Source organism: Nonomuraea sp. NPDC049504, assembly GCF_040676845.1.
GTDB lineage: Bacteria > Actinomycetota > Actinomycetes > Streptosporangiales > Streptosporangiaceae > Nonomuraea > Nonomuraea salmonea.
The window spans coordinates 162,470-182,379 of record NZ_JBFAPT010000010.1 but is presented as its reverse complement, the minus strand read 5'-3'; the positions used below and the strand labels follow the sequence as shown (position 1 = coordinate 182,379).

Genomic DNA, 19,910 nt, shown 5'->3' with positions numbered 1-19,910 from the left:
GAAGGCGCACCTTGCCGCGACTGCTCGATTTCCTGTCCTTGGCGCTTGGCGCACTCTTCTCCATCATGAGGGTCATTTCTGGCTCCGGGAAAACAGGGGATGCGGGGAGGTCGGGTACGGGCCGGCCGCCGCGCGTGGGCGGCGGCCGGTTCCCGCGGCGTCACTGGACGGTGAAGCCTTGTTCCTTGGCGTAGCCGGCCACGTCCTCCTGCAGCTTGTCGGCGGCCTGCGCGGCGTTGACGGAGCCGTCGATGAGCGCGCTGACCTGCTTCGTCATGGCGTCGAAGTAGTACTGGCCGAACGGGCTGTAGGTGACGCCCTGGTAGGCGTTCGCCGCCGGGACGTACACCTCCTTGTTCGCCTGCTGGCCGTCGAAGAACTCCACCTTCAGCTCCTCGAACGCCGGGTCGTTCAGCGCCTTGAGGTTGAGCGGGAAGATGATCTGGTTGGTCCAGCCGTCGGTGAGCGACTCCTTGTCGGCGTAGAGGCCGTAGGCCACCTTCGCCGCCAGCTCGGGGTTCTTGGCCTGGGTCGTCACCGAGAACGCCGACCCGCCCCAGTTGACCTGCACCGGGTTGGCGGGGTCCCACTGCGGCAGCGGCGCCACCGCGAACTTGCCGGTGTCCTCGCCCTTGCCGACGCCGGCGCCGGTGAGGTAGCCGGGCGCCCAGGCGGCCGAGATGTACGTGGCGTACTTGCCGTTGATGACGCCGGAGATGTACTCGGGCGTGAACTGGTCCTGCGTCCCGACGAGGCCCTTGCTGGCCAGCCGGCCCCAGTACTCCAGCACGTCCTTGGACGCCTGGTCGTTCAGCTTGATGCCGATCGTGTCCTTCTGCGCCGGGTCGTAGGTGAAGGGCTTGGCGCCCTTCTGGATCTGCAGCGCCATGGTGAGCGCCGAGACGTTGGCGGCGAAGTCGCCGAACGCGGGGCCTCCCTCGTCCTTCACCTTCTGGGCCGCCTCCTCGTACTCGGCCCACGTCGTCGGCGGCTTGATCTTGTACTTGTCGAAGATGTCCTTGCGGTAGATCATCGCCAGCGGGCCGCCGTCGACCGGCACGCCGTAGATCGCGTCGCCGACCGAGACGTCCTTCCACGCGCCCTCGCCGTAATCGGCCTTGACGGAGTCGTAGCCGTACTGCTTGATGTCGACCAGCGCGTTCTGGATCTGGAAGGTCGGGATGCGGTCCATCTCGATCATGATGACGTCGGGTGCGCCGGTGCCCGCCGCGATCGCGGTCTGGAACTTCTCGTACTCGTCGCTGCCCTGGCCGACGTTGGTCCAGCAGACCTGGACGTCGCTGCTCTGCTTGTTGAAGTTGTCGACGACGAGCTGCGTGTTCGGATACCAGCCCCACATCGTGACGACCGGCAGGTCCTTCTTGGGGATGGTGTTCGTGCAGTTGCTCGCGCTGTTGCCGCCGCCATCGTTCGTGGCGGCCTTGGTCGCGTTCGCGTCCGTGCCACCGCCGCCGCCCGGGTCGGGAGCGCAGCCCGCGAGCGCGGTCGCGGCGGCGAGGAGGAGCGCCGCGGTGGAGAGCCGTGTCTTCTTCATGGTGTTTTCCTTGCGATCGCGGCGCACGCGGGGATTCGTGCGCCACCGGTGGGGCCGAGTGATCGGCGGACGGGGCACGGATGGCTCCCGTGCCCCGCCGCCGATCCTCATGTGAGCGCTAACACGGCTCTACCGGGGCAGAGCCGCCGGGCTCAGCGCTTGAACAGGCGGGGTGCCAGGTCGATGAGGTTCTTCTGCCAGACGTCCCAGCCGTGCGGTCCCGGGGTGACGCCGTCGAACTCGTAGCGGATCCCGAGGTCGTCCAGGGTGGCCAGGGTGGAGGCGAACCCCGGGTAGACGAAGTCCGTCTGGTCGCCGATGTAGAGGCGCAGCAGCTTGGTGCCGCTGTTGATCGCCTCGGCGTCGACGCCCGCGCCGCTGCCGAAGCCGGCCGAGAACGCCGCGATGTAGGCGAACCGTCCGGGGTGTGCCTTGAGCATGCCGAACGTCTGGCCGCCGCCCATCGACAGCCCGGCGAGCGCCTGCTGCGACGGGTCGTCGGAGATGTTGTAACGGGCCTTCGCCGCCGGGGCGATGTTCTCCAGCAGCTCGCGGTTGAAGTCGGAGACGTTGCCGTTGCCCATCACCACGACCATCGGCACGATCTTCCCGTCGAGGAAGTGATGGTCGAGGATCTGCTTGGCCCGCCCCATCTCGGTCCAGTCGGTGTAGTTCTGGCCACCGCCGTGCTGGAGGAAGAAGACGGGGTACGGCTCCGCGCGGTCGGGGTCGTAACCCGGCGGGGTCCACACCAGCGCGGTCCGCTCCTGGTTCGCGACCGTGCTCTGGTACGTCAAGGGCTCCACCTTGCCGCCCTGGCCCTCGGGAACGTCCGTGAGCAGGCGGGCCTGCTCGCCGTTGACGAGGAAGGTGCTCCAGGTCTGCTCGGTGGTGACCTTGGTCGGGTTCGACGCGTCCTTGAGCGAGACGCCGTCCACCATCAACTTGTAGTAGTAGAACCACGGGTCGAGCGGGCCGACGGTCCCCCGCCACCGGTCCCCCGCCTTGGTCAGGTGGATGCGCAGCCAGCTGCCACCGGGCGCCCAGTTCGCCCACACCTTGACCTGCTTGGCGGCGGCGAACTCGGTGGTGGTCTCGAACGTGACGAAGCCGTCGTCGGTCACGAACGGCGTCGGCGTCGTGCCAGGAGGCGGCGGGGCGAACTCGCCCTTCAGCCTTCCGTGCCCGTCGCTCGGGCCGTGGTCGCGGACGTCGCGGAACAGGCGCGGCAGGAAGTCGATCAGGTTCTCCTGCCAGGCATTCCAGTTCGCTCCCGCGTCGGGGTTGACCCCGTCGAACTCGTAGGAGACGCGGGCGCGGTCGAGCGCCTTGGTGAGCTTCACGGTCGCGTTGTACGCCGGGTCCGTCACGTTGCCGGTGTAGAGGCGCAGCAGCTTGAGGTGCGGCTTGTGCTTGCCGGCGGCCTCGGTCAGCAGGCCCGAGAACGAGCCGGCGTAGGCGTACTCGGCGGGGTGGCCGAGCGCGGCGCGCAGCGCGTTCGTCCCGCCCTCGCCCGCGCCGGCGATCGCCTGGTGGGCGGGGCCGCGGTGGACGCGGTAGCGGCCGGCGACCGCCTGCTGCAGCTCCTTGCCGGTCTCGCCGATCACGACCACCATCGGCTCGATGGCCTTGCGGGCCGACAGGTTGTCGAGGATCTGCTTGGCGCGGCCGAGGTCCAGCCAGTCGCCGGCGGCGGCACCCGCGGTGTCGAGGTAGAGCACCGGATACTTCTTGGCGCCCTTGCCGGTGTAGCCGCGCGGCGTCCAGACCAGGGCCGAGCCCTTGGCGTAGGCGAGGGTCTCGACCGTGCCGCCCTGCCCCTCGGGCACGTCCGCCAGCGGGGCGGCCTGCTCGCCGGCCACGAAGAACGTGCTCCACAGCGGCTTGGAGGCCACGGTGGTGGCGTTGGTCGGGTCCTTGACGCCCTTGGTCTCGTCGGCCGTGACCTGGTAGGCGTACAGGCCGGGCTTGAGCGGGCCGAGCACGCCGGAGAAGGCGTCACCGCGGCGGGTCAGCCCGAACTCCGCCCACGCGGCGGAGGGCCCGAAGTTCCCCTCGATGAGGACCGACGACACCGAGCCCCCGATGGCGGCCTCGACGGCGGAGACGGGAACGGTGAACGAGGCGTAGCCGTCCTCCGAGACGGCCAGCCACGGAGTGTCGGCGATCGCCGGTCGCGGGGCGAGCACCGCCACCGCGAGCGCGACGAGGGCCGCGGTGATCGCGGCGGTGAGCCGGAGCACGCGTGACCTGCCGTGATATTCTAAAGAAGGCATGCAAAAACTCCCTTGATGGCCGGCCACGGTTGCAGCCCGGGTGGTCGGCCTGATTCATGCGGTGGACTCTGTGTTGTGGGTGTTTCGCACCTCCATTCCGTCGTGGGATCCGCTTGCCCGCCTGACGCCCGTTGCCGCGGGTGTCAGGTGCGGCGTGACGCCACTACATCGCGTGGCTTCACGATCACATGGCGCTCCTCGGCGGCGCGGTCGAGCCGCGCACGATCAGCCGGGTCGGGAGCACGATCTGGCCGGGGCCGTCCCAGCCGCCGCGCACCAGCGCCTTGAGCATGCGCGCGGCCTCGAGGCCGAGCCGGTACACCGACTGGTCCACCGTGGTGAGCCCCGGCTGGGCCAGCGCCGACTCGGGGATGTCGTCGAAGCCGGCGATCGACAGGTCGCCGGGGACGCTGAGCCCCAGCTCCTTGGCGACCTCCAGGGTCTTCAGCGCCATCCCGTCGTTCGCCGCGAAGATCGCGGTCGGCCGGTCGGGCCGCGCCAGCAGCGCCCGCGCGAGCGGCGCCGCCGAGTCGGGGTTGAAGTCGCCCTGCGCGATCAGGGAGGGGTCGGCCGGTACGCCCGCCCGGGCCAGCGCCTTGCGGTAGCCCTCCTCGCGTGACCACGAGGCGGCCAGCTCGGCGCGGCCAGCGATGAACGCGATGCGCCGGTGCCCGAGGCCGAGCAGGTGCTCGACCACCGCGGTGGCGCCCTCGAAGTTGGCGGCCGTGACCGACGGCACCTGCGAGTCCTTCGCCGGGTCGATGGCGACGACCGGGATGCCGCTGCGGATCTCGCCCGAGGGCGTGACCACGATGCAGCCGTCGGTCAGCGTGCCCGCGAGGCGGGCCAGGTGCCGCTGCTCCCAGCCCTCCGCGTAGGTTCCGTACAGGTCGCTGTCGGCGTAGATGATCAGGTCGAGACCCGATCGGCTCAGCGCGTCCATCACGCCCTTGAGCACTTCGGCGGTGTAGGACTGGAAGCTGTGCGTCACCAGGCCGAGCACGTCGGTCCTGCTGCGCCGCAGGCTGGTCGCCACCAGGCTCGACTCGTAGCCGAGCCGCTCGATCGCGGAGCGGACCTGGGCGATGGTGTGCGCACTGACGCCGTACCGCCCGTTGACCACCCGGGAGACCGTCGTGGTCGAGACGCCCGCGAGCCGGGCGACGTCGCTCATGGTCACGGGCGAGCCGCCCAGGGCCATACCGCCTCACTAGGGGGAATCGTTATCGGTTACGTTTGCAGCAGCAACGTAAGCGATAACGTTCACAGAAAACAAGAGTAACTTTCGGCTACTTGATCAGGCGGGGGCCGGGCCCGTCGAGTCGCGAACGCTGAGGCTGGTCGCTAGCTGCAGATGCCGGGAGGCGGGCTGGACGCCCTCGGCCATGCCGAGCACCGTCTCCACCGCCATCCGGCCCATGCCCTCCAGGGGCTGGCGGACGGAGGTGAGGCGCGGCGTCGTCCACTGCGTCTGCGGCGTGTCGTCGAAGCCGGTCACCGACAGCTGCCCCGGCACGGGGACGCCCAGGTCACCCGCCGCGGCGAGCACCCCGACCGCTATCTCGTCGTTGCCCGCGACGATCGCGGTGGGCCGGTCGGCGAGCGCGAGCAGGTCGCGGCCGTGGCGCCGCCCCGCCTCGACGGAGAACGCCTCGTGGCGGACCAGCGCGCGGTCAGGGGTGATGCTGGCCGAGTCGAGCGCGGCCTGGTAACCGTGGAAACGTTCGAGCGAAGGGGCCGAACCCAGCGGGCCGCCGATCCAGCCGATCCTGCGGTGGCCGAGCTTGATGACGTGTTCGGTCGCGGAACGGCCGCCCGCCCAGTTCGTGGAGCCGATGCTGACCAGGCGTGACTCGGTGGTGTCGATGGGGTCGATCGTGACGATGGGCAGGCCGAGGTCGTCGGCGGCGAGCAGCACCGGGTCGGGCACGGCGACGGCCAGCGCGATCACGCCGACGACGCCCGACGCCTGCTGCTCCTCGACCCAGGTGCGGGCCGCCGTACGGCTGGTGCTGACCGGCTCGTCGGGCGGCAGGCGCAGCAGCAGCTCGGCCCGCGCGGTCGTCGCGGCCAGCAGGATGCCCTGCAGCACCGTTCCGGCGTAGCGGGACTCGACGATGTCGAGCACGGTGACCAGCGTGTTGTCGCGAGGCTGCTCGTGCCGGACCGCCGTCGGCTTGTAGCCGATCTCGGCCATCACGCCCAGCACCAGCTCGCGGGTCTTGGCGCCCACGTCGCTGCGCCCGTTGAGCACCTTCGAGGCCGTCGTCGGCGAGACGCCGGCCAGCCGCGCGACGTCGGCCAAGGTGACGCGCTCAGAACGACCTCGTCGTCCCATCAAGGCTCCTCCCGGGCTTCCAACGAAATTGTTTCGTAAACCTACCACGGCCCCGATCCCGCAGGATCAACCGTTGACATCGAACAGAAACGACACCTATGGTCCTCCGCAACACCGAACATGTTGCGAAATAATTTCGTAACCGGCTCAGGACGAGAGGCGAGACCCCATGCGGCTCTCCCGGAAGGTCAAACTCCTCTGCGCGGCACTCGTGCCGATGCTCGCGCTGACCGCGTGCTCGGGCGGCGGCGGACAGGCAGGCGCGGACGGCGGCGAACAGGTGAAGATCACCGTCTGGAGCTGGGACGGCACCGTCGAGCAGGCCGTGCCCGGTTTCCAGGCCGCGCATCCGAACATCAAGGTCGAGGTCGTCAACGCGGGCTCGTCACAGGACGAGTACAAGGCGCTCGACAACGCCATCCAGGCCGGCTCCGGCGTGCCGGACCTGGTGATGTTCGAGTATTTCGCGGTGCCGTACTTCGCGGTCCCCGGCAAGCTGGCCGACCTCGGCGAACTCGGCGCGGACAAGCTGAAGGCCGACTACGTGCCGGCCGCGTGGAACGACGTGACGGTCAACGGCAAGGTGTACGCGCTGCCGTCCGACTACGGGCCATCGGCGATGTTCTACAACGAGGCCACACTGAAGAAGGCCGGCATCGACGAGCCCCCGGCCACGTGGGACGCGTACTACGAGGCGGCCAAGAAGATCCGCGAGCTCGGCGACGACTACTACATCGCCCAGGACACCGGCGACATCTTCTTCCTGCTCTCGCTCATCTGGCAGGCCGGCGGCCGCCCGTTCAAGGTGGACGGCACCAAGGTGCACATCGACTTCACCGACCCCGGCACCACCAAGGCCGTGGCCTTCTGGCAGAAGATGCTGGACGAGGGCCTGATCAACACCAAGGTCACCGGCTGGTCGGACGACTGGAACAGGACCCTCAACGACGGCACCCTCGCCACCCAGACCATGGGCGGCTGGCTCACCTCCACGCTGCCCGAACGCGCGCCGAAGGCCGCGGGCGACTTCAAGGTGGCCCTGATGCCGCAGTGGCAGGAGGGCGAGAAGGTCGGCGCGGCGAACGGCGGCAGCTCCTTCGGCATCCCCGAGGCGGCCGAGCACAAGGAGGCGGCCTTCTCCTTCCTCGAATACTTCGCGCACGGCGGCGGCCTGCAGACCCGCGTCGACGCGGGCGCGTTCGTGCCGAACCTGTCGGTGCTGGAGAACGAGACCTTCACCGGCAAGGCCAACGAGTATTTCGGCGGCCAGAAGGTCGGCGGCGTGCTGGCCGAGGCCACGGAGATCGTCGCCGACGACTGGCAGTATCCGCCGTTCTTCGAGTGGGCGCGCTCGATCTACGGCGACCTCGCCTCGCCGTTCTACACCACGGGCAAGGGCTCGCTCGCCGAGGTGCTGGAGCAGTGGCGGCAACGCTGCATCCAGTACGGCAACGAGCAGGGCTTCCAGGTGGACTAGCGGGCCTGCTTCCAGGAAGGAACTCCGACTATGACCCACGCACCCGCGCCGGTGCGCAGGCGGGGCAGGCCGCAGACCGGGCTGGCGTTCATCGCGCCCTTCGCGGCGCTGTTCGCCCTGGTGTTCATCGTGCCCATCGCGTACGCCGCCTACCTCAGCCTTTTCCAGGACAAGCTGGTCGGCGGCAACGTCTTCGTCGGCCTGGACAACTACACCAAGCTCATCGCCGACCCACAGTTCTGGGACGGCGTGGGACGCGTCGTGCGGTTCACGCTCGTGCAGGTGCCGATCATGCTGCTCCTCTCGACGGCGCTGGCGCTCGCCCTCGACAGCCTGCGCCTGCACGGCGCCCGGTTCCTGCGGGTGACGATCTTCCTGCCGTACGCGGTGCCGGCGATCGTGGCGACCCTCATGTGGGGATTCCTGCTCGGCGTCAAGTACGGCCTGTTCGGCAGCCTCAACGACGCCCTCGGCACCGACTTCGACCCCTTCTCCCCCGGCACCACGCTCATCTCCATCGGCGTGATGGTGACGTGGGCGTTCACCGGCTTCAACATGCTCATCTTCTACGCCGCGCTCAAGGCCATCCCGCGCGAGCTGTACGAGGCGGCGGCGATCGACGGTGCGAACGAGTGGCAGATCGTGCGGGCCATCAAGCTGCCGGCGCTGCGCGGCTCGCTGGTCGTGACCGTCATCTTCTCGATCATCGGCACGTTCCAGATGTTCAACGAGCCGCAGATCCTGCCGACGATGGTCGCCAACAGCGGCGTCACCAGCTTCTACACGCCGAACCTGTACGCGTACAACCTGGCCTTCACCGGCTCCCAGCAGGGGTACGCGGCAGCGCTCGCGCTCGTCATGGCGGCGATCACGATCGCCGTCGCCTACGCCGTCCAGATCAGAGGGCTGAGGAATGCGACCGACCAGTAGCCTGCGGCCCTACCCGCGCCTCTACACCGTGGACAATCCGCGCAAGAGCAAGACCCTCACCTTGATGACCGGGCTGTTCACGCTGTACTGCCTGCTGCCGCTGGTCTGGCTGGTCATCAACGCGACCAAGTCGCAGGAGGACTTCGTCTCGACGTTCGGGCTGGCGCCGGGCCGCGAGTTCGCGCTGTGGGACAACGTCGTGCAGGTCTTCACCTACCAGGACGGCATCTTCTCCCGGTGGCTGCTCAACACCGTCCTCTACGTGGTCGTCGGCGCGACGGTCTCGACGTTCCTCGCCGCGCTCGGCGGGTACGCGCTGGCCAAGCTGCACTTCACCGGCAAGCGGGTGTTCCTCCTCGTCATCCTGGGGTCGATCTCGGTGCCCGGCATCGCGCTGGCGATCCCGCAGTTCCTGCTCTTCGCGGAGCTGGGCCTGACCGACACCCCGTGGGCGATCCTCATCCCGTCCTTCATCAATCCGTTCGGGCTGTACCTGATGTGGGTGTTCACGGCCGAGGCCGTGCCGACCGGGCTGCTGGAGGCGGCGAAGATCGACGGCGCCGGCGAGTTCAGGACGTTCCTGCAGATCGCGCTGCCGCTGCTGGCCCCGGCGGGCGTGACCGTGCTGCTGTTCTCGCTCGTGTCGATCTGGAACAACTATTTCCTGCCGCTGATCATGCTGAAGAACCCCGACTGGTATCCGCTGACCGTCGGCATCAACCAGTGGAACAAGCTCGGCTCGTCGGCCGGCAACGGCGCCCTGGTGCAGAACCTGGTGATCACGTCCTCGCTGCTCACCATCATCCCGCTGATCATCGCGTTCCTCTGCCTGCAGCGGTACTGGCAGTCGGGCCTGACCATGGGCGCCGTCAAGGGCTGACGCTCCCTCAAGAAAGAGAGATCATGACGAGATCCCTGCTGCGCATCGACGGGGAGCCGCGCGAGGAGAGCGCGTTCCCGCACGTCTGGAGCGCCTGCATCGGGGCCGGGCGGGCCAACGAGGCCCTGCGCGCGGACTGGCAGCGGCAGTTCGCCGAGGTGGCGGACACCCTCAAGGTGAAGTACGTCCGCTTCCACGGCCTCTTCCACGACGACATGTTCGTCTACCGCGAGAGCTACGGCGGCGGCTTCGGCCCGAACAGCCCGCTCCCCTCCCCGGTGCACACCTTCTCCTACGTGGACAAGGTCTTCGACTTCCTGCTGGAGCAGGGCGTGCGCCCGTTCGTCGAGCTGGGGTTCATGCCGCGCGAGCTGGCCACCCAGACGGAGACGCTGTTCTGGTGGGGCGCGCACTGCAGCCCGCCCAAGGACATGCGGCGCTGGAGCGACCTCGTCACCGCGACCGTCGAGCACTGGATCGGCCGGTACGGCCTGGACGAGGTGCGGCAGTGGCGCTTCGAGGTGTGGAACGAGCCGAACCTCGTCCCCCACTTCTGGACCGGCACCAAGACCGAGTACTTCGAGCTGTACGAGGCGAGCGTGCGGGCCATCAAGGCGATCGACCCCGAGCTGAAGGTGGGCGGCCCGTCCACCAGCGTCTTCGTGCCCGACGACCGCTACAAGGGCGAGGTCGAGGACCGCTCGGCGATGCTGGAGACGGCCGCCGCGACCGACGTGGACGCGCTCGACTGGCGGCCGGTGTGGATCGAGGACTTCCTGTCCTGGTGCGCGGAGCGGAACCTGCCGGTGGACTTCGTCTCGACCCATCTCTACCCCACCGACTACGCCTACGGCGCCGACGGCCAGGCGGTGCAGATCACCCGGTACGCCGACGCCACGTACGACGACCTGACCCTGCTACGGGCGCTGCTGCGCGAGAGCGCCTACCCGGACGCGGAGATCCACATCACCGAGTGGTCCACGTCGCCGTCGTCGCGCGACTTCATCCACGACACGGTGTTCGCGGCCACCTCCATCACCCGCTCCTACCTGCAGTGCGCGTCCCTGGCCGACTCCATCTCCTACTGGACGTTCACCGACGTGTTCGAGGAGGGCGGGGCCGGCATCGGACCGTTCCACGGCGGGTTCGGGCTGGTCAACGAGGACGGCATCCACAAGCCGACGTTCCACGCGTTCACCATGCTGGAACGGCTGGGCGACCGGCTGCTGCTCGCCACGCCCGACGGGGTGGTGACCCGCGACAGCCGCACCTCGGCCGTGTCGGCGGTGTTCTTCAACTATCCGGACGGCATGGGGCTGAAGGGGCTGAGTGCCCGCGGCACGTACGAGGCGACCCGCGAGCTGGCGGACGTCGGGCCGGGCCGCAGGATCCGCCACACGATCGAAGGGCTGGAGCCGGGCACCACGTTCCTCGTCGAGGTGCTGGACTGGGAGCACGGCAACGTCGCCGAGGCGTGGCACGCTCTCGGCGGGCCGCTCAACCTGTCGCCGGCGCAGCGCGACCACCTGCGCGCGGTGGCCGACGCGCTGCACGCGTCCACGCTGACCGTGCCCGGCGACGGCGTGCTGGAGCTGGACGTCGAGCTGGCGCCCTGGGCGGTGCTGTCGCTGCGGCAGTCCGCTTAGCGTTGCAGGCGCACCGGGGCGGTGGGGGCCTTGCGCCTGACCAGCCACGCCTCGGTGATGTGGGTGAACATCGCCGCGCTGGCGCCCTCGGGGTCGTGCGCGGCGATGCGCTCGTAGATACGGCGGTGGCCCTGGTTGGACGCCACGCACAGCGCGCGCTGGGGCTCGCCGAGGTAGCGGGCGGTGTTGACGACCTGGCTCTCCAGCGAGCGCACGACGCCGCGGGCGATGCGGTTGCCGGAGGTCTGCATGATCACGTCGTGGAAGGCGCGGTCGTGGTCGGCGTAGGTGACGTGGTCGCCCACCAGCTCGTCCATGCGATCGACCAGCGCGAGCAGGCGCCCGATGGTCTCGTCGTCGGCCAGCCGGGCGGCGAGGTAGGCCATGTCGGACTCGAGCAGGCGGCGCGTGACGACGAGGTCGTCGAGGATGGCCAGGCTCTCGTCCATGTCGATGGTGGCCGCGAGCACGAGCTCGTCGAGCATGTCCCACATCGTGGGCGGGGTGACGGTGGTGCCCGCGCCCTGCCTGACCTGGACGAGGCCCTTCTCCTGGAGGATCTTCACGGCCTCGCGGACGACCGTGCGGCTCACCGAGAACGTCTCGCACAGCACGGGCTCGGGGGGCAGCGGGGAGCCGGGCGGGTGGACGCCTCGCACGATGCGCTCCACCAGCTCCGCGGTCACCGCCTTGGCCAGGCTGGCCGGGCGGCGGACCCAGTTGGGCGGTCCAGTAGGCGGCCCAGTGGGCGGCACCGAGACGCTGCCGGGCGATTCCTGCGATGCCGTCATGTCCTCCTCCACGCTGCGCTGCCGCCGGGGCGGCGCCCCGCCAGTATAGGGCACCCCCGTTGACGTAATACGTCATACGAGTTACGTTTTCGGGCACTGCGGCCGGGGACGTCGGCCGCGCTCTGGGAGTGAAGCCATGAAGCAGCGAAGCCTTTGGGCTGCCGTCCTCGTCACCGGGCTGGCCTTGTCGGGCTGCGGCAGCGCCGCACCGACCCAGCCCTCGTCGAAGGGCGCACCGAGCAAGATCGTGGTCTGGGACTGGAAGTCCGGCGAGCCGGGCGTGGCGTCCTACCTGGAAAAGGCGAAGGCCGACTTCGCCGCGCGACATCCCGATGTCACCGTCGAGTTCGTGGCCCAGCCGTTCGACCAGTACTACACGCTGCTGGGCGCGGCGGCGCAGTCGGGCAAGGGCCCCGACGTCATGCTGTTCAACGGCGGCGGCCAGCTGCGCGACCGGGTGGACCTGCTGGTGCCGCTCGACGAGTACGTGGCCGCCGACCGGCAGCGGCTGGCCGGCTGGGACGCCTTCAGCAAGGACGGCAAGGTCTACGCCGCCCCGGTGACCTTGCAGGGCCACCCCATCTACTACAACAAGACGATCTACCAGAAGGCCGGGGTGGAACCGGCGAAGACCTGGGACGACTTCGTCACCGGCTGCGCCGCGATCAAGAAGGCCGCCGGCGCCGACTGCCTGGCGCTCGGCAACAAGGAGGGCTTCGGCATCCAGTTCTTCATGTCGGGGCTCGGGCCTGGCATCCTGACGCCGAAGGAGTACGACGACTGGATCGCCGGCCGGCGCGACTGGACGTCCCCGCACGTCAAGGAGATCTTCCGGCTCTGGAAGAAGGCCGGCGACGACGGCCTGAACAACGACGGCGCCAACTCCACCGCCCTGTTCAACGACGCCTTCGCGCTCTTCGACACCGCCAAGGCCGCGCACGTCATCGGGCTGATGTCGGACGTCGGCCACTGGAAGGACTTCGGCGAGTTCCTCGGCCCGGACAACGTCGGCGTGATGGCCGCGCCCGTGGTCACCGAGGGGGCCGAGCCCGTCCTGCCGTACGACGGCGGCATCGGTTACGGGGTCGCCAAGACGGCGAAGGATCCGGCGCTCGCCGCCGACCTCGTACGGTCGCTGACCTCGACCGCCGCGCTGACCGCCTTCTCCACCGGCGCCGGCGCGATCACCTCCGACACCACCATCGACGCCTCCGGCGGCGCGCCCGCGGTGGCCGCGATCGTGCCGCAGATCAAGAGCGGCAAGCCCGCGCTGCACGTCGCGCTGTCCAGCAAGGTCCTCGACCTGATGGGCCGGCTGTCGCAGCAGCTGCTGAGCGGATCGGCCGAGGTGGACGACGTCGTACGGCAGCTCGCCGCCGCGGACGAGGCGAGCTGATCGTGCCGATCGGAAACACGCTCGGCCTGCCCCGGGGGGCGCGGGCCGAGCGGCTCGCGCCCTTCGTCCTGGTGGCGCCGGCCGTGCTCATCATCGTGGCGCTGCGGCTGTGGCCGCTGGTGCTGGGCGTCAACTTCTCCTTCACCGGCGACGGCGAGCGCAACGGCACCCCCGTCGGCCTCGACAACTACGCCGAACTGCTGGCCGACCCGCTGTTCAGGACCGCGCTGGGCAACGTCGGGCTGCTCGTGCTGCTGCTGCCCGTCGCGGTGGCGATCCCCGGGCTGCTGGCCACCTTCATCTACCTGCGGGTGCCGGGACACCGGTTCTTCCGCAGCGTCTACTTCTTCCCCGCCGTGCTCTCCCCGGTGATCGTCGGCGCGATCTTCAACCTGATGCTCGGCTACGACGGCCCGCTGAACACCGCGCTGGCGCTGATCGGGCTCGGGCCGATCGACTGGCTCGGCGACCCCGGCCTGGCGAAGTTCACGGTCGTCGGCGTGCACGTCTGGGCGACGTTCGGGATGGCGCTGGTGGTCTTCCTCGCCGGGTACTCCACCCTGGACGCCGCGCTCCTGGACGCCGCCAAGATCGACGGCGCGTCGCTGCCCCGGATCATCTGGCACGTCATCATCCCCGGCCTGTCGCGCACCATCCAGTTCGTCGTCGTCACCACCATGATCGGAATGCTGACGTCCATGTTCGGCCTGCTGTACATCATGACCAGCGGCGGCCCGGAGGGCTCGACGTACCTGCCGGAGTTCTACGTGTGGATGCAGCAGGGGCAGATGAACCGCCCGGCGCTCGCCTCGGCGGCGTCCACGGTGCTGTTCCTCATCATGCTCGTGGTCGGAGTCGCGCAGGTGGCGCTGCTGCGCCGCGCGGGGAGTGAGGACTGATGCGCGGCCGGCGTCTCGGCCGGTGGGTGGCCGCCGTCCCCATGGCGCTGCTCGCCCTCGCCACCATCTATCCCCTGGTGTTCACCGCGAACGTCGCCATGAAGACCCGGCGGGAGTACATCCTCGACCGCTTCTCCCCCGCCGGCGGCCTGCACCTGGAGAACCTCACCGCGGCGTGGAGCAGCGTCGGCATGGCCCGCTACTTCGCCAACTCGCTGCTCGTGGTGACCGTCTCGGTGGTCCTGCTGCTGCTCATCGGGTCGATGGCCGGGTTCGCGCTCAGCCAGCTGCGCTTCCGCGGCTCGACGGCGTTGTTCCTCGGCTGCCTGGCGGCGCTGTTCATCCCGTTCCAGGTGATCATGGTTCCGCTGGCGCGGGTGATGGCCGACACCGGGCTCATCGACACCTATCCGGGGCTGATCCTCGCGTACGTCGCGCAGTTCCTGCCCTTCACGATCTTTCTGATGACCAGCCACTACCGGACGATCCCGGCGGACATCGTGCACGCGGCCCGCATCGACGGCAACTCCACCTACGGCGTCTACCGGCGGATCATGATCCCGCTCGGCGCTCCCGCGCTGCTGTCCGTCGGCATCCTGGACGCGCTGTTCTGCTGGAACGACGTGCTGATCGCGCTGCTCATGATGCCGTCGCCCGAGCACCGCACGCTCATGGTCGGCGTCACCTCACTGCGCGGGCAGTACTCCGACAACATCCCGCAGTTCGCCTCGGGCGTGCTCATCGCCGCGATCCCCGTGCTGCTCATCTATCTCTTCCTCCAGCGCCAGATCGCCGACGGGGTCACCGCCGGCTCCACGAAGGGCTGACATTGCGAATCTCGGGGTATCGGACACTGACCACGGTGCAGGCGTGGGGCCGCCCCGTCGGTGACGCCAACGGCGTGCACGCCGACGGGAACGTTCCCGTGCCGATCGTCCTGGTGGACACCGATGAAGGGATCACCGGCGTGGGCCTCGGCGCGCACGCCCACCTCGACGCCGTCTTCCCGGCGATCGAGGGCGAGGACCCGCGCGCCGTCACCGCGCTCCACGACCGCATGGTGCGGCGGACGTTCAAGGCCGGGCACGCGGGCGCGGTGTTCGGGGCGATCGGCGCGCTCGACACCGCGTTGTGGGACATCAAGGCGCAGGCGGCCGGCGAACCGCTGTGGCGGCTCCTGGGCGGGCGCGACCGGCGGATTCCCGCGTACGCGTCGGGCCTGGACATCGCGCTGACCGACGCGGAGCTCATCGCCGTGCACCAGGAGTACGCCACGCGCGGGCTGCGGGCGGCCAAGCTCAAGGGCGGGCTCGACATCGACCGCGACCGGCGGCGCCTGGAGCTCGTCCGCGAGGTGCTGACCGAGGCCGGGCACGGAGCGCGGCCCGCCCTGATGCTCGACGTCAACGAGTCCTGGACCCGCAAGCAGGCGGTCAGGCACGTCGGCGAGCTGGAACGCGCGCTCGACCTGGTGTGGATCGAGGAGCCGGTGCGGCGGTGGGACGCCGAGGGGCTGGCCGCCGTCGGACGCGGGATCCGCGCCTCGGTCGCCACGGGCGAGAACCTCACGGGGCTCGAACAGTACCGCCCGCTGCTGGCCGCGGGCGCGGTGGACGTCGTGCAGGCGGCCGCCGTCTGGGGGGTCACGCACTTCCTGCGGGTCTCCGCGCTGGCGCACGCCCACGACCTGCCGGTGAGCCCCATCGGCACCACGCCCGTCGGGCTGCTGCACGCGGCGGCCTCCGTACCGAATCACCTGGTCAGCGAGCTGCAGGACCTGCGGCCGCCGCTGGGCGTCTCCGTCGATCTGACCATCGAGGACGGCGCCTTCGTGCTCGGCGACGCCCCCGGCCTCGGCATCACCGTCGACGAGGGCGCGATCGCCACGCCCGCGCCCCGCTCGGACGGCACCCCCGACGTACGGCCGGAGCGGGCCGGGCTGCGGCTGCGCTGACCCACCCCTGATCGTCAGAAATCACGAATGAAAGGGAAACTTCGTGCGCCCATCGTTCAGGACATCTGTCGTGGCGGCCGCTGCCTTGATGACCGCCGGCGGGCTCCTCGCGAGCCCGGCCGAGGCCGCGCCCGCGCGGACCATCGTGGTCGCCCCTACCGGTGCGAAGAACGCCGACGACCAGGGTCCGGGCAGCGCCGGCCGGCCGCTGGCCACCCTTGAGGAGGCGCAGCGCAGAGCCCGCGCGGCCGCGGCCGAGGGCCGGCACGACGTCACCGTCGAGTTGCTCGGCGGCACCTACCGGCTGAGCGAGCCGCTGCGGTTCGGCGCCGCGGACTCCGGCAGGAACGGGCACGTGGTGACGTGGAAGGCCAGGCCAGGAGCGAAGCCCGTGCTGAGCGGCGCCCGCCCCGTCACCGGCTGGACGCCCGACGAAGACGGCGTCTACAAGGCGCAGGCCGGCGCCGGCGCCGACAGCCGGCAGCTCTACGTGGACGGCGCCCTGGCCCAGCGGGCCCGCGTCGACGTGCCGCGCGACGCCATCACGCTCACCGCGACCGGCTTCACCCTCGACGACCCCGGCCTGGCCCACCTCGCCGGCCTGCCCGACCAGCAGCGCATCGAGCTGCAGGCCAAGCTGTCGTTCACCAACCGGTTCGCGCCGGTACAGAGCATCTCCGGCACCACGGTCACCATGCAGCAGCCGGCCTGGGACAACAACACCTACGGCTACGACACCATCCAGTCGCCGCTGCGCACGCCCACCTTCTCCCTGCTGAACTCCCGGGCGTTCCTCGACGAGCCGGGCGAGTGGTACCTGGACCGCAGCGCCGGGACCCTCTTCTACAAGCCGCTCGCCGGGCAGGACCTGTCCCGCGCGCGGGTCGAACTGCCCCGGCTCGAGCGGCTGCTGGAGATCGGCGGCACGTACGACGAACCGGCCCGCAACCTGCGCTTCGAGGGGCTGCCCTTCACCGGCACGACCTGGCTGCAGCCCGGCACCTCGGAGGGATACGCCAACCAGCAGACCGGCGTGTTCATCGCCGGGGTCCAGGAACACCGGCCGGCCGACGCGTTCACCTCGTGCGACTTCGGCTGCAAGGGCTTCGAGGGCTCGCGCAACAACTGGTCGCAGACGCCCGCGGCGGTGCAGGTGTCGGCCGCGGAGAACATCACCTTCACCGGCGACACGTTCGTCAACCTCGGCTCCGTCGGGCTCGGCATCGGCAACGACGCCAACGCCCACGCCACCGGGGTCGGGCTGGGCGCGCACGGCGTGACCGTCAAGGACAGCACGTTCACCGCGAGCGCCGGTGGCGGCATCGTCGTCGGCGGCGTACGGCCCGACGCGCACCACCCCTCCGATCCGCGCATGGTCAACAAGGACATCAGGATCAGCGGCAACCGCATCTACTCCACCGCCCGCGAGTACCTCGACCAGGACGGCATCTTCGCCAGCTACGTCACGCGGCTGACCATCGAGCAGAACGAGGTCGCCGACCTGCCGTACACCGGGATCGGGATCGGCTTCGGCTGGGGCGCCAACGACCCGGGCGGCAGCCCCGAGTACATCAACCGGGGTCTGTACGACTTCCAGCCGATCTACGACACGCCGACCACGTCCACCGAGGTCCGCGTCGTGGGGAACCACGTGCGCGACGTCGTGCACACGATGTTCGACGCCGGCTGCATCTACACGCTGTCGGCGATGCCGCGCAGCCACATCGACCAGAACTACTGCGAGAAGAGCGGACAACCCGGCGTGTACTTCGACGAGGGCTCCCGGTACATGTCCGCCAGTGAGAACGTGTTCGTCGGCACCGCCGCCCAGTGGGCACACGCCAACAACCAGAACGGCAACCACACCGGCGACATCACGCTGACCGGCAACTACACCACGAACCCCGCCATCACGGGGCTGGTGGACGGCGAACGCGGCAACACCGTCCGCGACAACACCACCGTCACCGCCGACGACCTCCCGGCGGAGGCCAAGAGGGTCATCGACCAGGCGGGCCCACACGGCAAGACCCCCTGACCACCCGGCCGGCCTCGCTGCGAAGCGGGGCCGGCCACCCCGGTACCCGACGAAGGACCGGCCCTGACCAGCAGCGCCGAGACAGCCGGGGTGGGCCGAGACAGCCGGGGTGGCCGAGGCGGCCGGGGTGGCCAATCGGGCAGGGTGGGCCGATGACGCACCCACCGGGCGCGCCGTGGCGGGCCGGCGCTCACCGGCCGCGCGCTGCGGCGACCGTCGCCGGCACGACGGCCAGCGCCAGGATGCCGCCGCAGATGGCGAGGAAGGGGTAGCCCGCGACGGCGACGACGAGGCCCGAGGCCATGCCGCCGGTGGCGCCGGCGACGGAGACGAGGACGTCGGCCGAGCCCTGGGTCCTGGCGCGAACGGCCGGCGGGACGGCGTCGGTGATGATGGCGGTCCCGGCGATCAGGCCGAAGTTCCACCCCAGCCCCAGCAGGACGAGGGCGATCGCGAACGCGGTGGCGGAGCCGGCGGGCGCGGTGGCGGCGACGACCCCGGCGGCCAGGAGGACCGGCCCGGAGGCGGCGGCGACCACGAGGCGGCCGTAGCGGTCGACGAGCCACCCGGTCAGCGGCGAGGGCAGGTACATCGCACCGATGTGGACGGCGATGACGAGCCCGGCGGCAGCGGTGCCGTGTCCGTGGTCGCGCATGTGAACGGGCGTCATCGTCATGATCGCGACCATGACCAGCTGAGTGAGGGCCATGATCCCCGCACCCACCAGCACACCGGGACGTCGCCGCCCCTCCACCGGCCGCGACCCTCCATCCACATCGCCCTCAGCCGACGCGACGACACCCTGCGCCACCGGCCGCCACCCTTCAACCACATCGCCGTTGCCGGATCCGGCAGCACCCCCGGCCGCTGCGGGCGGCCGGTCATCGGCCTCGTCACCGTCTCCGTCCCCATCGCTGTCGCGTTCGGGCTTCAGAGCGCGGGCCAGCAGCAGGGGGTCGGGGCGGAGGTAGACGGCCAGGACGGCGGCGGCCAGCGCGTACGCGGCTGCGGCGAGGAGGAACGGTCCTGCCAGTGTGGGAATACCCAAAGACCGGGCGAGATCGCCGGCGGGGGCGGCGAGGTTGGGGCCGGCGACTCCTCCCAGGGTCGTGGCGACCAGCACGGTGGACACGGCGCGGGCCCGGTTGCCCGGAGCGGCCAGGTCGGCGCCGGCGTAACGAGCCAGCAGATTGGTGGCCGTGCCGGCGCCGTAGCAGAACAGGGCGAGGAGCAGCAGGAACGGGCTGCCGGCGATGGCGGCGACGACGACGCCAGCGCTGCCGGCGGCACCGGCCAGGTAACCGGCGGCCAGGCCGGGCCGGCGCCCGCGGGCCTGGGACACGCGCCCGACGGCGACGGCCGCGACCGCGGAACCGGCGGTGCCCACGGCACTGGGCAGCCCGGCGAGGCCGGTGGAGCTGAAGACGTCCTGCGCCAGCAAGGCTCCGACGGTCACACCGGCCGCGAGCCCGGCACCGCTGAGGATCTGCGCGGCCACCAGGACGATCAGGGAACGGCGCTGTACCCGGAGGCGGGAGACATCCCCGTTCCGAACAGGCGCGTTGGTTGTCACGATGAAGGCTCTTCTCAGAAAAGGACACGGGCCCAGAAGCCACCGGCGACGGTTCCGGCAAGCCAGACACTCACCCCGCCGACCCAGGACCAGCCGATCGGCCGGCTCGGCGGCGGTCCCGGCGAGCGGAAGTCACCCCCCACCAACCGGAGACCAG

General features: G+C 70.2%; 15 protein-coding genes. 9 read left to right on the top strand and 6 right to left on the bottom strand.

The features are described from left to right. Positions 1-160 precede the first annotated feature (160 nt). The 4 genes from AB0K28_RS20760 to AB0K28_RS20745 form a co-directional block, all read right to left on the bottom strand. Entirely contained in the window at positions 161-1,555 is a 1,395-nt protein-coding gene (locus AB0K28_RS20760; protein ID WP_345405481.1) for an extracellular solute-binding protein, read from the bottom strand. 152 nt (positions 1,556-1,707) lie between these two features. Then, on the bottom strand, positions 1,708-3,831 hold the full coding sequence (locus AB0K28_RS20755) for an alpha/beta hydrolase-fold protein (protein ID WP_364372269.1): 2,124 nt from the start codon (positions 3,829-3,831) through the stop codon (positions 1,708-1,710). Positions 3,832-4,015: 184 nt separating this feature from the next. Further along, positions 4,016-5,032: a LacI family DNA-binding transcriptional regulator gene (locus tag AB0K28_RS20750; RefSeq protein ID WP_364372267.1), complete on the bottom strand. Its 1,017-nt coding sequence runs from the start codon at positions 5,030-5,032 to the stop codon at positions 4,016-4,018. 96 nt (positions 5,033-5,128) lie between these two features. Then, the gene (locus AB0K28_RS20745) at positions 5,129-6,169 is read right to left on the bottom strand and encodes a substrate-binding domain-containing protein (RefSeq protein WP_364372264.1); all 1,041 of its coding nucleotides are present in this window, start codon (positions 6,167-6,169) and stop codon (positions 5,129-5,131) included. Positions 6,170-6,338: 169 nt separating this feature from the next. Between AB0K28_RS20745 and AB0K28_RS20740 the strand changes: the two genes are divergently transcribed. From AB0K28_RS20740 to AB0K28_RS20725, 4 genes are read left to right on the top strand one after another with little or no spacing between them, the layout of a single operon-like run. Next, complete coding sequence (locus tag AB0K28_RS20740) at positions 6,339-7,646, top strand: sugar ABC transporter substrate-binding protein (RefSeq protein WP_364372261.1); 1,308 nt, start codon at positions 6,339-6,341, stop codon at positions 7,644-7,646. Positions 7,647-7,676: 30 nt separating this feature from the next. Further along, complete coding sequence (locus tag AB0K28_RS20735) at positions 7,677-8,576, top strand: sugar ABC transporter permease (protein WP_364372258.1); 900 nt, start codon at positions 7,677-7,679, stop codon at positions 8,574-8,576. Then, the gene (locus AB0K28_RS20730; protein ID WP_364372255.1) at positions 8,560-9,456 is read left to right on the top strand and encodes a carbohydrate ABC transporter permease; all 897 of its coding nucleotides are present in this window, start codon (positions 8,560-8,562) and stop codon (positions 9,454-9,456) included. Before AB0K28_RS20735 ends, AB0K28_RS20730 begins: the two co-directional genes overlap by 17 nt. 23 nt (positions 9,457-9,479) lie before the next feature. Beyond that, positions 9,480-11,102 (top strand): beta-xylosidase, encoded by a 1,623-nt coding sequence (locus AB0K28_RS20725; RefSeq protein WP_364372252.1) that lies wholly within the window; start codon positions 9,480-9,482, stop codon positions 11,100-11,102. Here the strand turns inward: AB0K28_RS20725 and AB0K28_RS20720 are convergent. After that, the gene (locus AB0K28_RS20720) at positions 11,099-11,893 is read right to left on the bottom strand and encodes a FadR/GntR family transcriptional regulator (RefSeq protein ID WP_364372249.1); all 795 of its coding nucleotides are present in this window, start codon (positions 11,891-11,893) and stop codon (positions 11,099-11,101) included. The two genes, AB0K28_RS20725 and AB0K28_RS20720, sit on opposite strands and share 4 nt — an antisense overlap. 136 nt (positions 11,894-12,029) lie before the next feature. Here AB0K28_RS20720 and AB0K28_RS20715 point away from each other — a divergent pair, with 136 nt between their 5' ends. The 5 genes from AB0K28_RS20715 to AB0K28_RS20695 all read left to right on the top strand — a co-directional run bounded on the left by AB0K28_RS20715 (position 12,030) and on the right by AB0K28_RS20695 (position 18,180). Beyond that, positions 12,030-13,289: an extracellular solute-binding protein gene (locus AB0K28_RS20715; RefSeq protein WP_364372246.1), complete on the top strand. Its 1,260-nt coding sequence runs from the start codon at positions 12,030-12,032 to the stop codon at positions 13,287-13,289. 2 nt (positions 13,290-13,291) lie between these two features. Then, positions 13,292-14,188: a sugar ABC transporter permease gene (locus AB0K28_RS20710; RefSeq protein WP_345405446.1), complete on the top strand. Its 897-nt coding sequence runs from the start codon at positions 13,292-13,294 to the stop codon at positions 14,186-14,188. Continuing rightward, positions 14,188-15,015: a carbohydrate ABC transporter permease gene (locus tag AB0K28_RS20705; RefSeq protein WP_345405443.1), complete on the top strand. Its 828-nt coding sequence runs from the start codon at positions 14,188-14,190 to the stop codon at positions 15,013-15,015. Before AB0K28_RS20710 ends, AB0K28_RS20705 begins: the two co-directional genes overlap by 1 nt. A 35-nt stretch (positions 15,016-15,050) precedes the next feature. Continuing rightward, complete coding sequence (locus AB0K28_RS20700) at positions 15,051-16,142, top strand: mandelate racemase/muconate lactonizing enzyme family protein (protein ID WP_364372241.1); 1,092 nt, start codon at positions 15,051-15,053, stop codon at positions 16,140-16,142. A 70-nt stretch (positions 16,143-16,212) separates the two neighbouring features. Beyond that, positions 16,213-18,180 (top strand): right-handed parallel beta-helix repeat-containing protein, encoded by a 1,968-nt coding sequence (locus AB0K28_RS20695; protein WP_364372238.1) that lies wholly within the window; start codon positions 16,213-16,215, stop codon positions 18,178-18,180. A gap of 190 nt (positions 18,181-18,370) precedes the next feature. On the opposite strand, the gene AB0K28_RS20690 is transcribed toward AB0K28_RS20695, so the two are convergent. Then, positions 18,371-19,678 carry an MFS transporter gene (locus tag AB0K28_RS20690; protein ID WP_364372235.1) on the bottom strand — a complete coding sequence of 436 codons (1,308 nt, stop codon included), beginning with the start codon at positions 19,676-19,678 and terminating at the stop codon, positions 18,371-18,373. Positions 19,679-19,910: the final 232 nt, after the last annotated feature.

Coding starts and splice junctions, on each gene's coding strand:
- AB0K28_RS20760 (WP_345405481.1), bottom strand. CDS start 1,555: ATGAAGAAGACACGGCTCTCCACCGCGGCGCTCCTCCTCGCCGCCGCG.
- AB0K28_RS20755 (WP_364372269.1), bottom strand. CDS start 3,831: ATGCCTTCTTTAGAATATCACGGCAGGTCACGCGTGCTCCGGCTCACC.
- AB0K28_RS20750 (WP_364372267.1), bottom strand. CDS start 5,032: ATGGCCCTGGGCGGCTCGCCCGTGACCATGAGCGACGTCGCCCGGCTC.
- AB0K28_RS20745 (WP_364372264.1), bottom strand. CDS start 6,169: ATGGGACGACGAGGTCGTTCTGAGCGCGTCACCTTGGCCGACGTCGCG.
- AB0K28_RS20740 (WP_364372261.1), top strand. CDS start 6,339: ATGCGGCTCTCCCGGAAGGTCAAACTCCTCTGCGCGGCACTCGTGCCG.
- AB0K28_RS20735 (WP_364372258.1), top strand. CDS start 7,677: ATGACCCACGCACCCGCGCCGGTGCGCAGGCGGGGCAGGCCGCAGACC.
- AB0K28_RS20730 (WP_364372255.1), top strand. CDS start 8,560: ATGCGACCGACCAGTAGCCTGCGGCCCTACCCGCGCCTCTACACCGTG.
- AB0K28_RS20725 (WP_364372252.1), top strand. CDS start 9,480: ATGACGAGATCCCTGCTGCGCATCGACGGGGAGCCGCGCGAGGAGAGC.
- AB0K28_RS20720 (WP_364372249.1), bottom strand. CDS start 11,893: ATGACGGCATCGCAGGAATCGCCCGGCAGCGTCTCGGTGCCGCCCACT.
- AB0K28_RS20715 (WP_364372246.1), top strand. CDS start 12,030: ATGAAGCAGCGAAGCCTTTGGGCTGCCGTCCTCGTCACCGGGCTGGCC.
- AB0K28_RS20705 (WP_345405443.1), top strand. CDS start 14,188: ATGCGCGGCCGGCGTCTCGGCCGGTGGGTGGCCGCCGTCCCCATGGCG.